12 protein-coding genes, 1 tRNA gene and 1 rRNA gene are annotated in these 13,866 nt (G+C 37.0%); 12 read left to right on the top strand and 2 right to left on the bottom strand.

Features of this window, described 5'->3' with window-relative positions:
• The 7 genes from B4C08_RS06100 to B4C08_RS06070 all read left to right on the top strand — a co-directional run.
• Positions 1–1,517 (top strand): class I SAM-dependent methyltransferase (locus tag B4C08_RS06100; protein ID WP_296663996.1); only part of this gene is annotated, 1,517 nt, incomplete at its 5' end.
• 35 nt (positions 1,518–1,552) lie between these two features.
• Positions 1,553–3,121, top strand: a complete 1,569-nt coding sequence (locus B4C08_RS06095) for an ATP-grasp domain-containing protein (protein ID WP_296663994.1) — start codon at positions 1,553–1,555, stop codon at positions 3,119–3,121.
• Positions 3,118–4,149, top strand: coding sequence for an N-acetylmuramoyl-L-alanine amidase family protein (locus B4C08_RS06090; RefSeq protein ID WP_295799296.1), 1,032 nt, complete (start codon positions 3,118–3,120; stop codon positions 4,147–4,149). Before B4C08_RS06095 ends, B4C08_RS06090 begins: the two co-directional genes overlap by 4 nt.
• Before the next feature lie 2 nt (positions 4,150–4,151).
• Complete coding sequence (locus tag B4C08_RS06085; protein ID WP_296663991.1) at positions 4,152–4,616, top strand: GerMN domain-containing protein; 465 nt, start codon at positions 4,152–4,154, stop codon at positions 4,614–4,616.
• A 128-nt stretch (positions 4,617–4,744) separates the two neighbouring features.
• Positions 4,745–5,830, top strand: a complete 1,086-nt coding sequence (locus B4C08_RS06080) for a flagellar filament outer layer protein FlaA (RefSeq protein WP_295799293.1) — start codon at positions 4,745–4,747, stop codon at positions 5,828–5,830.
• A 96-nt stretch (positions 5,831–5,926) separates the two neighbouring features.
• Positions 5,927–7,180, top strand: a complete 1,254-nt coding sequence (locus B4C08_RS06075; RefSeq protein ID WP_296663990.1) for a tetratricopeptide repeat protein — start codon at positions 5,927–5,929, stop codon at positions 7,178–7,180.
• Positions 7,181–7,273: 93 nt separating this feature from the next.
• Positions 7,274–7,345 (top strand) — tRNA-Glu (locus tag B4C08_RS06070).
• Between the two features lie 152 nt (positions 7,346–7,497).
• Here the strand turns inward: B4C08_RS06070 and B4C08_RS06065 are convergent.
• The gene (locus B4C08_RS06065; RefSeq protein WP_296663988.1) at positions 7,498–8,700 is read right to left on the bottom strand and encodes a YidE/YbjL duplication; all 1,203 of its coding nucleotides are present in this window, start codon (positions 8,698–8,700) and stop codon (positions 7,498–7,500) included.
• 350 nt (positions 8,701–9,050) lie between these two features.
• Positions 9,051–10,058 carry a 2-hydroxyacid dehydrogenase gene (locus tag B4C08_RS06060; RefSeq protein WP_013701384.1) on the bottom strand — a complete coding sequence of 336 codons (1,008 nt, stop codon included), beginning with the start codon at positions 10,056–10,058 and terminating at the stop codon, positions 9,051–9,053.
• 203 nt (positions 10,059–10,261) lie between these two features.
• On the opposite strand from B4C08_RS06060, the gene B4C08_RS06055 reads away from it, so the two are divergent.
• The 5 genes from B4C08_RS06055 to rrf all read left to right on the top strand — a co-directional run bounded on the left by B4C08_RS06055 (position 10,262) and on the right by rrf (position 13,815).
• Positions 10,262–10,483: a DUF6110 family protein gene (locus tag B4C08_RS06055; RefSeq protein WP_276752284.1), complete on the top strand. Its 222-nt coding sequence runs from the start codon at positions 10,262–10,264 to the stop codon at positions 10,481–10,483.
• 49 nt (positions 10,484–10,532) lie between these two features.
• Positions 10,533–12,605, top strand: coding sequence for a heavy metal translocating P-type ATPase (locus B4C08_RS06050; protein ID WP_296663984.1), 2,073 nt, complete (start codon positions 10,533–10,535; stop codon positions 12,603–12,605).
• A gap of 3 nt (positions 12,606–12,608) precedes the next feature.
• A complete protein-coding gene (locus B4C08_RS06045) occupies positions 12,609–12,911 on the top strand; it encodes an HMA2 domain-containing protein (protein ID WP_296663982.1) in 303 nt (100 codons plus the stop codon).
• 63 nt (positions 12,912–12,974) lie between these two features.
• Entirely contained in the window at positions 12,975–13,577 is a 603-nt protein-coding gene (locus B4C08_RS06040) for a flavin reductase (protein WP_296663980.1), read from the top strand.
• A 129-nt stretch (positions 13,578–13,706) separates the two neighbouring features.
• Positions 13,707–13,815 (top strand): 5S ribosomal RNA (rrf, locus tag B4C08_RS06035).
• The last annotated feature ends 51 nt before the right edge of the window (positions 13,816–13,866 follow it).

The raw sequence follows: 13,866 nt of genomic DNA, 5'->3' as shown, positions 1-13,866 counted from the left end.
CAAAAATTCCAGTTGCAAGTCTTGATGAAGGAAACTGCGACAATGACTATGCTGAGTATCTTTTTGATATAATTCCTTCTTTAAAATCAAATCGAAATGTAAATTACTACAATCCAGCTTTTATTCCTTTGCCTGAAAAAAAACGCAGTTCTTTTCCTGTAAAAATAAATAATGCGCTGATTTGCATTGGCGGAGAAGATCCGGCAAATCTTCTTTTAAAATCCGCTGTTGCGCTTGCAAAAAATAATGTTCATGTTTTGGCTGTTGCATCTTCAAAAGAAAAAATTTTTGAGGCAGAAAAAAATATTCCAGACGATTTAAAAAAATACATAAGCATTTCTTCTCCAATTGAAAATTTAAAAGAAGAACTATTTAAATATGATCTTGTTGTTACTCATTTTGGGTTTACTGCTTTTGAAGCCGCTGGGGCAGGATGCGCTGTAATTCTTTTGGGAACGACACCTTTGCATATTCGTCTTTCAGTTGCAAATGGATTTAAATGTCTTGCTCCTAAAAAAATAAATCAGAAAAATTTCAAAAGTCTTTTGATTCAACCTGAAAATCTTTTAATAAAAAATAAAGTTGAGTCTTCGGAAAATCTTGCTTCCTTTACAAAAAAACTTTCGCTTGGAAGCCATTTTGAGTGTCCTGTTTGCAAAACTGGCGAAGGCTTTAGAAACAAAGTTATTGCGAGAAACAAAAATAGAACTTACAGAAAATGCTCAAACTGCGGAATGATTTATATGTCTTGGACTTTGTCGGAATTTCAAACTGAATATAATCATGCGTATTTTTTTGAAGATTATAAAAAGCAATACGGAAAAACTTATCTTGATGATTTCAATTCAATAAAATCTGTTTGCTTGAGGCGGATTTCAATTATAGATTTTTTCTACAGGCTTACAAATAGAATCTCAAAAAATATTCCTTCTGTCTTGGACATTGGGTGCGCGATGGGACCTTTTCTTTCTGCTGCAAACGATTCTGGATGGCAGGTTTTTGGCGCAGATATTTCTCAAAGCGCAGTTGAGTATGTTCAGCAGACTTTAAATTTCCCGGCTAGCTGCGTAAGTTTTCCAGATGCAGATTTTGTTTCAGAATTCGGAATTGAAAAATTTGACGCTGTTACAATGTGGTACGTTATAGAACATTTTAAAAATCTTGATTCCGTGCTGAAAAAAGTTTCTGAAATTGTAAAAGACGGCGGAATTTTTGCGTTTAGCACTCCGTCTGCTTCTGGAGTCAGCGGAAAATATTCTAGTGACGATTTCTATGAAAAAAGTCCGGCCGACCATTATACGATTTGGGAAACAAAATGCGCAAAAAAAATTTTGAGAAAGTATGGGTTCAAAGTTGTGAAAGTTGTTTCAACAGGAATTCATCCGGAGCGTTTCCCGCTTGCAAAAAAAATGAAATGGAGTTCAAAGTCTTTGCCAATGAAAGTCTTAGCTGACTTGTGCAAAGTTTTAAAACTAGGCGATACATTTGAAGTTTATTGTAAGAAAATTAAATCCTAAAATCGGTTTGCTTTTATGTCGAAAATAATAAGTAAATGAATGACCGTTATATTTTGATTTTAGGCGCAGGATTAATGCAGCGTCCTTCAATAGAAGCAGCAAAAGAACTTGGTTATAAGGCTCTTGTTATAGATGCGAATCCTGACGCAGTTTGTGTTCCGTTTGCAGATCGCTTTGAAAAAATAGATTTAAAAGACACAGATGCAATTGTAGATTTTGCTTTGTCTTTAGGAAAAAAACTTTGCGCGGTTTTTACAGCAGGAACAGATTTTTCAGTTCCAGTTTCTCTTGCTTGCCAAAAGTGTGGATTTACTTCTCACAGTTTTGAAGCGGCAATGAATGCCAGCAATAAAATTCTTATGCGTGAATGCTTTAAGAAAAATAAAATTCCTTCTCCTGATTTTTTTGAAGCCGATGAAAGTTATATAGAGCTATTTCAGAAAAACAAAACTTCAGAAATTCATTTTCCAAAAGTTGTAAAGCCTGTAGACAATATGGGAGCACGAGGCTGCCGTCTTGTTAGGAACAGAGATGAATTTCTTCCAGCCTTAAAAGATGCGGTTTGTTTTTCTCGCACAAAAAAAGCTATTGTTGAAGATTTTATGGAAGGACCTGAGTTTTCAATTGATGCGCTTGTTGTAAATGGAAAAGTTGTTATCGCAGGATTTGCTGACCGCCATATTTTTTTTGAGCCGTATTTTGTTGAACTTGGTCATTCAATGCCTTCTGAAATTTCAGAAAATCAAAAGCAGGAAATTGTAAAAGTTTTTACAGATGCGGTTAATGCGCTAGGGCTTACAAACGGAGTTGCAAAGGGAGATGTAAAATATACAAAGCAAGGTCCGATGATTGGTGAAATTGCTGCAAGACTTTCTGGCGGATATATGTCGGGCTGGACTTTTCCTTATTCATCAGGATTTGAGCTTACAAAAGAAGCAATGAAAATTGCGTTGGGAATTCCGTCTGATTTTTCAAGCACTAAAGAAATCCCTTCTAAAAATTTCAGCCATGAAAGAGCGTTCATTTCAATTCCCGGGAAAATAAAAAAAATCTATGGCGAGGAAAAAGCCTGGGCTTCTCCTTTTGTAAAAAATATTTTTTTCAGAGTAAAAGAGGGCTGCTTTGTTGATTTTCCGCGGAATAATGTTGAAAAATGCGGAAACGTAATATCGTCTTCAAAAGAACGCGAACTGTCAAAAAAAAGCGCTGAATCCGCCATTGCTCAGATTGTTCTTCGCTTGGAGCCGAAAAATCCGCAGACTAAAAATTTTCTTTCCAGTGTTGAACTTCCGCAGGAAAAAGGATTTCCGTTCAGCGCATTTGACTTCAATGCAAAAGATGAAAAATTTCTAGCCGAGCTTGAGCAGGTTCCGTTCATTGAAAAAAATCAACCTGTGCAAAATTGTGTTCCTGAAAGCATAAAAAAAATCATGGAAATGCGCGATTGGAATTTCAGAACTGTAAAGGAAACTCTTTTTCTTTTTGATAAAATTTCACCTGAACATCCGCGGCTTGATTCCAAAAAATTCTGGAATTGTCTTTTGCGCGCCGGCATTCAAGGAATTTTGTATTATTCAGATTCTGTTCAGCTGGAGGAAAAATGAAGGTAAAAAGTTTTGTTTTTTTTCTGCTTGTATTTTTTTCGTTTTCAATTTTTTCTCAAGGCGCAAAAGTTGATTTTCTTCAGAATGTGCAAAAATCAGGAATTTCTTTTTATTGGGATCCTTTGACTTCTTGCGGACTTCTTGAAAAAAACGGGCATAGAATTTCATTTAGGGCAGGCGACTCTTTTTTTCTTCAGGATTACAAAACTCTTGTGCAGGAAGATGCGCCTTCATTTGAAAACGGAAAGCTTGTTTCTTCCCAGTCATTTTTTAACCTAGCTGAAAATTTCTTTAAATTGCAGAATTCAGAAGCTCCTTATAAAATCGGCGCGATTCTCATTGATCCGGGGCACGGCGGAAAAGATCCGGGAGCAAGTTCAAGCCATGTTTCAAACGGAAAAAAAATCAAGGTTGTTGAAAAAGACATAAATTTAAAAGTTGGACTTAAGCTCCGTGATTATCTTAAAAAAGCTTATCCTGAAAAAAATATTCTTATGACTCGCAGCACGGATGTTTTCCTTACACTTTCTCAGCGCACAGAAATTGCAAATTCTGTAAAGCTAAAAGAAAACGAAGCAATCCTGTATGTTTCAGTTCATGTAAATTCCAGCCTTAGCGAAAAAGTTACCGGATATGAAGTCTGGTATCTTTCTCCAGGATACCGCCGCCAAGTTCTAAATTCAAAGTCGGTGAATGAGGACGCTTCGATTCTTCCGATTTTGAACAGCATGACTGAAGAGGAATACACAACTGAATCAATTTTAATGGCGAAGTTTATAATGAACGGAATTTCAGCTCAGGTCGGAAATTTGAGCAACTCCCGCGGAATAAAGGAAGAGGAATGGTTTGTAGTTAGGAATTCAAAAATGCCGAGTGTCCTTATAGAGCTTGGTTTCCTTACAAACAAAAAAGAAGGCTTGCTTTTGAACGATGACAAGTACTTGCAGAAATTGTCGCTTGGAATATATAATGGGCTTCAAGAATTTGTGACAAATTTTGAGCGGACCCGCGGATTTACAGGAAACTAAAATTGAACAGAAAATCAAAAATAAATATTTTCGCGCTTGTTTTTGCAGGTGTTTTCTTTGGCTCGCTGATTGTTTCGGGCGCGGCTTTTTATTTTTACAAGTACCATTGCAGGCAGATTTTTTACTTTGAGTCTTATGATTCAAGCCGGATCTGCACAGAAACGCGTTATTCAGAAAAAAAGGGAGGAGATGAGGAAATAAGAGCTTTTGTTGATGATCTTTTGCTTGGACCAATGACAAACCGCTTTAAATTTCTTTTTTCTCCGGGAACGAGAACTGAATTTTGTTTTTCAAATGGAAAAGAGCTTTACATTGGACTTTCAAAGCAGGCTCTCTTTGTCAATTCAGAAACATTTAATATGAGAAAAAATGTTTCATTGCTAAGAAAAAATATTGTGAAGAATTTCACAAATATCAATAAAATTTATATATATATCGATGGAAAGCCTGTTTTTGCGGAAAATTAGCTTTTGTTTACCTGTTTTATTTTGCGGTGTTTTATCCAAAAAAAAATAAAAGAAGTTGACAAAAATGTTTTCTTAATAGATACTATTATAACAAGGCTACATCATATATGTATTAAAAGGAGCTTCTAATGAAGAGGACTTTATTTTTAACCGTTGCTGCAATGATTTTGGCAGGTTCAGTTGCTGTTGCAAGAGAATCAGTTCTTATTGATTTTTCACAGCTCGATGCAGACACTGTAGCAGACGAGAACGGAAATCCAACACAGAACAGCAGAACTGTAATGGATTATTCTGTTGCTGCCGGTGCGACTTTCACAAGTGACCAGAAAACACTTATGAAGACTTCACTGGCTCTTCCTGAATGGGAAGTTGTACTTAATTCTTCTGCCAAGAACCCGGTTTCTGTTGCTCTTTCTCAGGTAGTTGCTGCTCCTGTAAAAGAATCAGCAGATGTTCCTTTCGCTGGAAAAAATGTAATGGGCGTTCGCGTTATTTTCCCAACTTGGGCAAACAATGCAAATGCAAAAATTGTTCCTGCATTTGACATTCCAGCTTACGAACCTCTTTCTGACGCTGATGAGAACGGTGAACGCCAGCAGCCAACAGATGAGCAGAAAGGAAAATACCTTTTTGAAGATGGATACGGTGTTGTAAGAAACGTTGGTACATTGAAATCAATTGCTGTTACAACAATGGGTATGAACTATCCACATGCTCTTTATGTTCTTCTTAAGGACAATGATGGAGTAGAACGCCGCTATCTTATGGGAAATCTCTATTTTGACGGCTGGAAAACTCTTATTTGGAACAACCCAGATTACATTTCAGAAGTTCGCACTCGTGAAATCAGAGTTTACCCAATCTATCCACGCGGAATTCCATTTGTAAAATTCTCTGGATTCCAGGTTGCTCGTGATGCTTCTCACATTGGAGACAACTTCATTGGTTACTTCAAAGATGTAAAGGTTATTTATGACCTCGCAATCCTTACTTCTGATCGCGACATTGATGACGAAGATCTTTGGGGCATCATTACAAAGAAAGAAAGAGACCGCCAGAATGGTGAAATGGCTCGCTTTGGAAACAAGCAGGTTAACCGCTATCTCGAAAAGTCTAAGATGGCTACAGAAGCAGAATTCACATCTTCTCTTGAGGAAAATTCTGATTCCAACGCACAGTCTTCAACACAGGATTCATCAGCTACAGTTCAGTAATTTCTGAAACTTGTGTTTTGTCAAAGACCGTCCTTACGGGACGGTCTTTTTTTATGAAATTGAATATAAAAATGGTAAACTTGTTATATTTTGCTTATGTCTGAAAAGAATTTTACACTTCCTAATAAACTTGAAATTGAACAACGCTATGAAAGCTATAGACCTGCATTCAATGAAATTTTGGGTAAAATTGAAAATCTTTTAAAACAGAAAATCAATTTGCCTTCAAATCCTACTTATAAAGCCAGAATAAAATCTTTTCCTAGTTATTATAAGAAAATACTTAGGCAAAAAGCTAAGGAGTCTTCGGAAAGCAATGAGCTTGTTACGCTTACAGATATGATAGGCATCCGTGTAATTTGCGCCTTTGTGGAAGATCTTGCTCTTGTTGAAAAACAGGTTGTGGAATTTTTTGATGTAAAAGAAATTGAGCGTAAAGGAGCAGACCAGTCATTTAAAGAATTTGGATATGAGTCAGTTCACATTCTTGTTTCAATACCAGAAAACTGCTTGCCGGAATTAGGAATTTCCCCTGAGCTTAGAAAAAATCTTGTATGCGAAATACAGGTTCGTACAATTTTACAGGATGCTTGGGCGGAAGTTGAGCATGAGCTCATTTATAAGTCTGAATTCAATCCTTTTGACAAGCCTTTGCGACGAAAACTGGCTTCTATAAACGCAAGTCTTACTTTGGCTGATATTATTTTCCAAGAAATCAGGGATTATCAGAAAAAACTTCAGAACGAGCTTGGTGAACGCCGGAATTCCTTTTATGAGAAAGCTGATGAATTTTCAGAAGAAATGCTTGGGCAGTCTCATCATCAGGCGGCAGAATCTTCTTCCATTGAAAGTCCGTTTTCTAAAGGCAGCATAGATGATCTGGTTCTTACAGCATTGCACGAGCATAATACAGGAAATTTCAAGAAGGCAATTGAAATTTATACACAGATAATTAATTCTGAGCCGGTTCCTCCTGCAATGGTTTTGAGTGTAATTTACAAGCATAGAGGAATGGCTTATTTTGCGCAAAATCTTTACGAAGAAGCATTGAATGATTTTAAGAAAAGTGTTGAACATGATCCACAATGCTTTAGATCGATTTATTATGAAGGCATTGTCTATTCTGTTCAAGGAAAAGAAAAAGAAGCTATTGAATGTTTTGACCGTTCGCTTGCAATTGATGCATTTCAGAGCCATGTTTATTACAGAAGAGCATTGGCGCTTTTTAATCTAGGAAACTACACAAAGGCAATGGAAGATGTAAACAATGCATTGAAACTTGGTCTTGAAGATGATGATTTAAACACCTTGAAACTAAAACTTATAAAGAAATTTGATATGAATATGTAAAAAAAAATGAGTTTTTTGGTATTTTGCTATTGACATAAAATGCTAATATATGATATATTCTGATTATCGCAATGAGCAATAGCTCTTGTGTATGTCTCCCTCGTCTAGTGGTTAGGACATCGGGTTTTCATCCCGACAACATGGGTTCAATTCCCGTGGGAGATGCTAAAGACCTTGATAGTTTCAAGGTCTTTTTTTTTATTTAAAGCAAACTAAATAGAAACTTTTTTAGACAAAAAAATACCCCAGCTGTGTGCTGGGGTATAAAAAAAATTATGCTAAGCAGAGAAGTTATACTGTTTAAAAACTTTAGTTCTTTATAAAATCATTACGATTATTTTTGCTGTCAAAACAACAGAAACAAGCGCGAGCGGGTATGTCGCAGCATAGGCAGAAGAAACTTCATCTGTTCCTGCTGTTGCAATCAATGAGCCCAGCGCCGGTGTGCTTGTCATTCCGCCTGTTATAGAACCAAGGTTGTTGAAAAGGCTTAGCTTGAATACATAGCGTGCGATTATGTAGCCCACTACCATTGGAACGGTTGTCATAACTGCGCCGTAAATAAAGAATGAGAATTTTACATTTGAAACGAAGTTTACACCGCCTGGGACTCCAGCTCCTATAAGGAACAGGACAAGTCCAAGTTCACGCATAAAATTCAATGTTTGCTTGCTGATTCTGCAGTCAAGTTTTCCTATTCTTCCGAAATGGCCGATTATAAGTCCTGCAACGAGAGTTCCACCGGAATTTCCGAGAGAAAAGTTGACTTTTGGAATTTCAATTGCGCCGATTATGCAGCCAAATGCAACTGCAAGAAAAAATGGGAAAAATCCGAATTCTTCCAATTGAATAAGCTTTGCCTTTGGCTCTGGAATTACTACAGAATTTGCCGCAACAAATGATTCTCTTTCCTTTGCCATGTCAACTTTTAAGATTTTTGGAACAAGCTGAACAAAAAGAACAACTCCAAGAACTCCGTAAAGATATGCGATTCCGTAGCCTGCGCTGATTGCGTCTTGGTTTACATTAGGAACTTCTTTTGCCGCTGAAAATCCCGGTGTGCTTGTAAGTCCTCCTGTCAAAAGTCCTGCTGCCATTTCAGGAGAAAGTGTGTTGTCGAGTTTAACAAAAATTGCAGCTGTAACGCCGCCGATTGCAATTATTATTACGCCAAGCAAAAGGTATGCAATTGACTTCTTATTAAAAGTGCGGAAAAACTTTGGACCTGCAATGAGTCCAACTGCTGTAACAAATAAAGCTGTTCCGATATTTGAAACTAAGCTGAAACTTGATTTTATTGAATTGTTCCATAAAGTGATTTTTTTTGCTTCAATTGAAAATTCTGGAAAATAATGGATTAGTACACCATAGGCAAGCGCAACAATAAGAACACCTGCTGTTCCCAGCGAAATTCCTTTTACATTGATTCCGCCTAGCATAAAACCTAGCGCGCCAATAATAAAAATAATGAAAATGACCGACAGTGTGGAGGAACACAGCCCGGCAAGATAAGTAAGCATTTTTTTACCTCTATAAAAAATATATTCCAATAATTATATCACTTTAAAATGACTTATACAATGTGTTTTGTAGAATATGTAGAATAGTTAATTTATACTAAAACCAATATTCCTAAGACCTTGAGCCAATATTCCTAAGAGCTGGAGTAAGTATTCCTAAGAGCTGGAGCGAATATTCCTAAGAGCTGGAGTAAGTATTCCTAAGGGGCTTAGGAAGTATTCCTAAGAGCTGAAGTAAGTATTCCTAAGGGGCTTAGGAAGTATTCCTTTTGACTGAAATTCCTAAAAATTAACAAAAAAAAATGCCTCCAAAAAAGGAGGCGTCAGGAATAATGAAAGCCTATTGTTTTTTATTTAACTTCATTTTTAAGTTCTTTTCCTTCTGTAAAGTCCAGAATATTTTGAAGCGTTGTGTCTGCGATTGCTTTAAGCGCATTCTTTGTAAGAAATGCCTGATGTCCAGTTATAATTACATTTGGGAAAGTTAAGAGGCGTGCAAGCATATCGTCTTTTATAACGTCTGCGGACCAGTCTGCAAAGAAATATCGGCTTTCTTCTTCGTAAACGTCAAGTGCCGCTCCTCCAATAGTTCTTTTCTTTAAGGCTTTTACTAACGCATGAGTATCGATTAAAGCACCGCGTCCTGTATTTATTATGACCGCATCATTTTTCATCATGGAAAGCGACTTTTCGTTTACAAGATGCTTTGTGTCGTCTGTTAAAGGACAGTGCAGGCTGATTACATCGCTTTTTTGGAATAATTCAATAAGCGGAATATATGTGAATCCTTTTTTTTCAGCCCAGTCATTGTCTGGATAGGCATCGTACATTACGATTTTCATTCCAATTCCAGAAAGGCATTCTGCCATTACTTTTCCGATTTTTCCAGTTCCTATGATTCCTGCTGTAAGTCCGCACAAATCCCGGCCTGTGAGTCCGTTCAATGTGAAATTTCCAGAGCGAGTTCTTAAATATGCCTGAGGAATTTTTCGTGTAAGAGAAAGCAAAAGTGAAAGAGCGTGTTCTGCTACAGAATGAGGCGAGTACGCTGGAACTCTTGCAACTTTTATGCCGAATTCTTTTGCGGCTTCAAGGTCCACGTTGTTAAAGCCAGCGCATCTCAATGCAATCATTTTTACACCGCATTTTTTCAGTATGGAAATAACGGTTCTGTTTATTGTGTCGTTTACAAATGTGCATACAATGTCATAGCCAGATGCAGTCAATGCAGTTTTTTCTGTCAGATGAAAGTCAAAAAAATCAATATTGAATAAAAAGTTCTTGTTTTCTTCTGAAAAAGATTCCTTGTCATAGCTGCAGGCATCATAAAACGCAATTTTCAATTCCTTGTTTTCCATAAAAAATCCTCCGGTAAAAAGTTTCAATTTAAATATACAATTTTTTTGTTTAATTTGCATTAATTTCTGCTTTTTTATTAAAATTTTGTGAAAAAGTTGCTTTTATTTTGAAAATGATTATCTTTATTGAGTGCAATGTAGACTTGAAAAAATTTATTCAGTTTATATAATGAAAGAAAATATAATACTTGCGAGGTGTTTTTATGACAAAATTAGGTGCATTTGCTATTGGTGTTGCGGTTGGCGGAGTAACTCTTGCCTTGGTAAAAACAGCTGGATTCAAGAAAGTCTGCTCTAAAGTTATCAGTGCGGGAATGCAGCTTAAAGATGATGCTGCTTCTTTTGTTGAAACTGTAAAAGAAGACGCGGAAGATATAAAGGCAGAGGCCGCTTACAATAAAAACGCAGCAAAAGCCAACGCTTAAAAATCAATTCTTGAAATATTTAAAAATATATTTTTAAAAAGGGATTGCAATGGATTTTCAGATTTCTCACAGTCTTCCAGGCAGAGTAAGGCTTAGATATGAGCGTCACATTCTGTCTTTGCGTCAGGCAATGCTTGTTCAGATGCTTGTTGGTCTTCAAGAAGGAATAATTTCTGTTTCTGTTAATATAGTTTCAGGAAGCATTCTTATTGAATATAAAGATACTTCCTTGGAAACAGTTCTTTCCTATGTAAAGGCTCTTGATGGAAAGTATCTCAATGATGAAAATCTGCTTTCAAGCGTTTCTATGCCTTCTGTGCAGGAAAGTCTTTTGGAGTCGTTGCTGTCCCTTACAGTTGAGCATTTTCTAAAAAAACTTCTTCCTCTTCCATTGAGAAAAATCATTTCTCTTGTTTCAATTGTTCCTCGTGTTCAAAAGGGTATTGCAAGCGTAGTGAGAGGTAAGCCGTTCTGTGCGGAAACTCTTGATGCGGCTGCAATTTCTCTTTCATATTTAACTGGCGACATAGATACAGCTGGAACTATAAATTTCCTTTTGAATATCGGCGATACTCTCGAAGATTACACAAAGCGAAAGTCCCACGACAATTTGACTCAGTCGCTTCTTATAACTGATGAAACCGTTACAATTGTTCAGGACGGAGAAGAAAAAGAGATTTCTACACAGCTTTTAAAGGCTGGCGACATTGTTATTGTTCGCGCTGGCTCTGTAATTCCTGTTGACGGAACTGTTGTGGACGGAGTTGGAATGGTGAACCAATCTTCAATGACTGGAGAAGCTTTGCCTGTGCAGCGTGAAAAAGGCTCGTCTGTTTTTGCTTCCACAATTCTTGAAGAAGGCGAAATAAAAATAAAAGTGAAGGCTTGCGGCGGAGAAACCAAAGTAAGCAAAATTGCAAATATGATTGACCGCTCAAATTCGCTTAAGGCTGCAAGCCAGGAAAAAGCGGAACGTGTTGCTGACAATCTTGTAAAATACAACTTTTTAATTGCAGGTCTTGCGTATTTCTTTACACGCAACTTTACAAAGGCGGCTTCAACATTGCTTGTGGATTATTCATGCGCTATGAAGCTTTCTGCTCCGATTTCAGTTCTTTCTGCAATGAGAGATTGCGCCCGGAACGGAATTCTTGCGAAAGGCGGAAAATTTCTTGAGGAATTCGCTGAAGCTGACACAATTGTTTTTGACAAGACAGGAACATTGACAGAATCAAACCCTGTTGTAAAAAAGATTGTTGTTTTTGGCACTAGAAACGAAAATGAAGTTTTAAAGCTTGCTGCTTGCCTTGAAGAGCATTTCCCTCATTCTTTGGCGCGGGCGGTTGTAAATGAAGCTGCGTCCAGAGGATTGAACCACAAGGAAGAGCACACAAAAGTAGAATATATTCTTGCGCATGGAATTGCTTCTAGCCTTGATGGAAAAAAACTCCGCATAGGAAGCGCGCATTTTATTTTTGATGATGAAAAAATTCCGCTTACAAAAGAAGTTGAAGACTGCATAAATACAATAACTGGCTGCTCTCAGCTTTATTTTGCAATTGACGGAGAACTTGCCGCTATAATCATAATTGAAGATCCAATCAGAAAAGAATCTTGCGCTGTAATAAAAAAATTGAAAGAGTCTGGTTTTAAGAATGTTATTATGATTACAGGCGATAATAAGCATACTGCAAAAGAAGTTGCGGAAAAAACTGGCGTAACAGATTTTGTTGCTGAAGCTCTTCCAGACACAAAAGTATCTTGGATTGAAAAGCTTAAGAAAGAAGGACACAAAGTTGTTATGGTTGGAGACGGAATCAATGATTCTCCAGCTCTTTCTGCGGCAAATGTTGGAATTGCAATGGGAAAAGCAAGCTCAATTGCAAGCGAAACTGCGGATATTCTTCTTCCTGATGACGGCTTGGATTCTCTTCCAGTTCTGCGGAAAATAAGCCGAAACTTAATTTCAAGAATTCACGGAAACAACCGTGCTATAATTGGAATAAATTCTGCGCTTATTGCCGGCGGACTTGCTGGTTCCATAACACCGCAAATGGCAGCCTTGCTTCATAATAGCTCCACAGTTGCAATCAGCGTAAATGCAATGAGCTCATTGGATTAAAAAATGATTGTTTCAAGTTTTTTTCCAGGAAGAATCCGTTTACGCAATGAAGTTTTTAAAGATGATGATATATTTTCCGCATTGTATTCAGCGGTGGGAAGCCATTCTGCCGTAAAAAAAGTTGAGCGCAATGAAAAAACGGGCAGCGTGCTTGTTGAATATATTCCAGAAAATTTACCCATGGAAAAACTTCTTGCCTTAAAAGATGAACTTTTTGCACTTGGAAAACTTGCGGAATTCTATAACAAAAAAAACAAGCCGGTTATTCTTGAAAAAATTCAGGAAATCGAAAAAAAATTAAAATAACTTTGCATATTTTATAGCTTTTGTTATATTTAAAGTAATTCACTTTCTTAACGGAGGTTCTTTATGGATAACAAGGCTATGTTCAATTTGTCTTACGGTCTTTTTATTTTGACTGCAAAAGACGGCGAAAAAGACAACGGCTGCATTGTGAATACTGTAGGGCAGGTTACTTCCCAGCCTAACAGAATTTCTTTGACGGTAAACAAAGCGAATTATACGCACGACATGATTCTGAAAACAAAAGAATTCAATGTTTCAGTTCTAGCAGAAAATTCAAAATTTGGAACTTACAAGCACTGGGGCTTTCAAAGCGGCAGAAATACAGACAAACTGGAGTCAATTTCTTTTAAAAGATCTGCAAACGGTCTTGTTTATATTGCGGAGGAAACAAACGCATTTTTGAGTGCGAAAGTTGTTTCTACTTTGGATTTGGGAACGCACACTCTTTTTATTGCTGATGTTACAGACGGTGAAGTTTTGTCGCAAGTTCCTTCAGCAACGTATTCATTTTATCAGAATAATATAAAGCCAAAGCCGGCTTCCACGGAAAAGAAAAAGGGATTTATTTGCACTGTATGCGGATATATTTACGAAGGCGAAACTTTGCCGGACGATTTTATTTGCCCTGTATGTAAGCATCCAGCTTCAGATTTTAAGCCGCTTTAACAAAATTTGTGTGCTTGAAACCGTAAGCTAACTGTTTTCATACTGAAAAATTCAAAATTTTTCTAAAAAAAATAATAGTTTTTGCAAATTCATATTGACATTTTTTTTTGGAAAGTATATATTCTTAATCACGGTAGCCAAAGTGAAGAGGCAATACCCGTTCCCATACCGAACACGGAAGTCAAGCTCTCTTACGCCGATGATACTGCTAACGCGGGAAAGTAGGAAGCTGCCGTATTTTTATTTTAAACGCTTTTTTTTTCAATCAATAAAAATCTTTCAGTTTTAA

The organism is Treponema sp. UBA753 (genome assembly GCF_002297325.1).
Lineage (GTDB): Bacteria > Spirochaetota > Spirochaetia > Treponematales > Treponemataceae > Treponema_D.
This window is presented reverse-complemented; position numbering and strand designations above follow the sequence as displayed.

Coding starts and splice junctions, on each gene's coding strand:
- B4C08_RS06075 (WP_296663990.1), top strand. CDS start 5,927: ATGTCTGAAAAGAATTTTACACTTCCTAATAAACTTGAAATTGAACAA.
- B4C08_RS06095 (WP_296663994.1), top strand. CDS start 1,553: ATGAATGACCGTTATATTTTGATTTTAGGCGCAGGATTAATGCAGCGT.
- B4C08_RS06060 (WP_013701384.1), bottom strand. CDS start 10,058: ATGGAAAACAAGGAATTGAAAATTGCGTTTTATGATGCCTGCAGCTAT.
- B4C08_RS06065 (WP_296663988.1), bottom strand. CDS start 8,700: ATGCTTACTTATCTTGCCGGGCTGTGTTCCTCCACACTGTCGGTCATT.
- B4C08_RS06050 (WP_296663984.1), top strand. CDS start 10,533: ATGGATTTTCAGATTTCTCACAGTCTTCCAGGCAGAGTAAGGCTTAGA.
- B4C08_RS06090 (WP_295799296.1), top strand. CDS start 3,118: ATGAAGGTAAAAAGTTTTGTTTTTTTTCTGCTTGTATTTTTTTCGTTT.
- B4C08_RS06045 (WP_296663982.1), top strand. CDS start 12,609: ATGATTGTTTCAAGTTTTTTTCCAGGAAGAATCCGTTTACGCAATGAA.
- B4C08_RS06080 (WP_295799293.1), top strand. CDS start 4,745: ATGAAGAGGACTTTATTTTTAACCGTTGCTGCAATGATTTTGGCAGGT.
- B4C08_RS06040 (WP_296663980.1), top strand. CDS start 12,975: ATGGATAACAAGGCTATGTTCAATTTGTCTTACGGTCTTTTTATTTTG.
- B4C08_RS06055 (WP_276752284.1), top strand. CDS start 10,262: ATGACAAAATTAGGTGCATTTGCTATTGGTGTTGCGGTTGGCGGAGTA.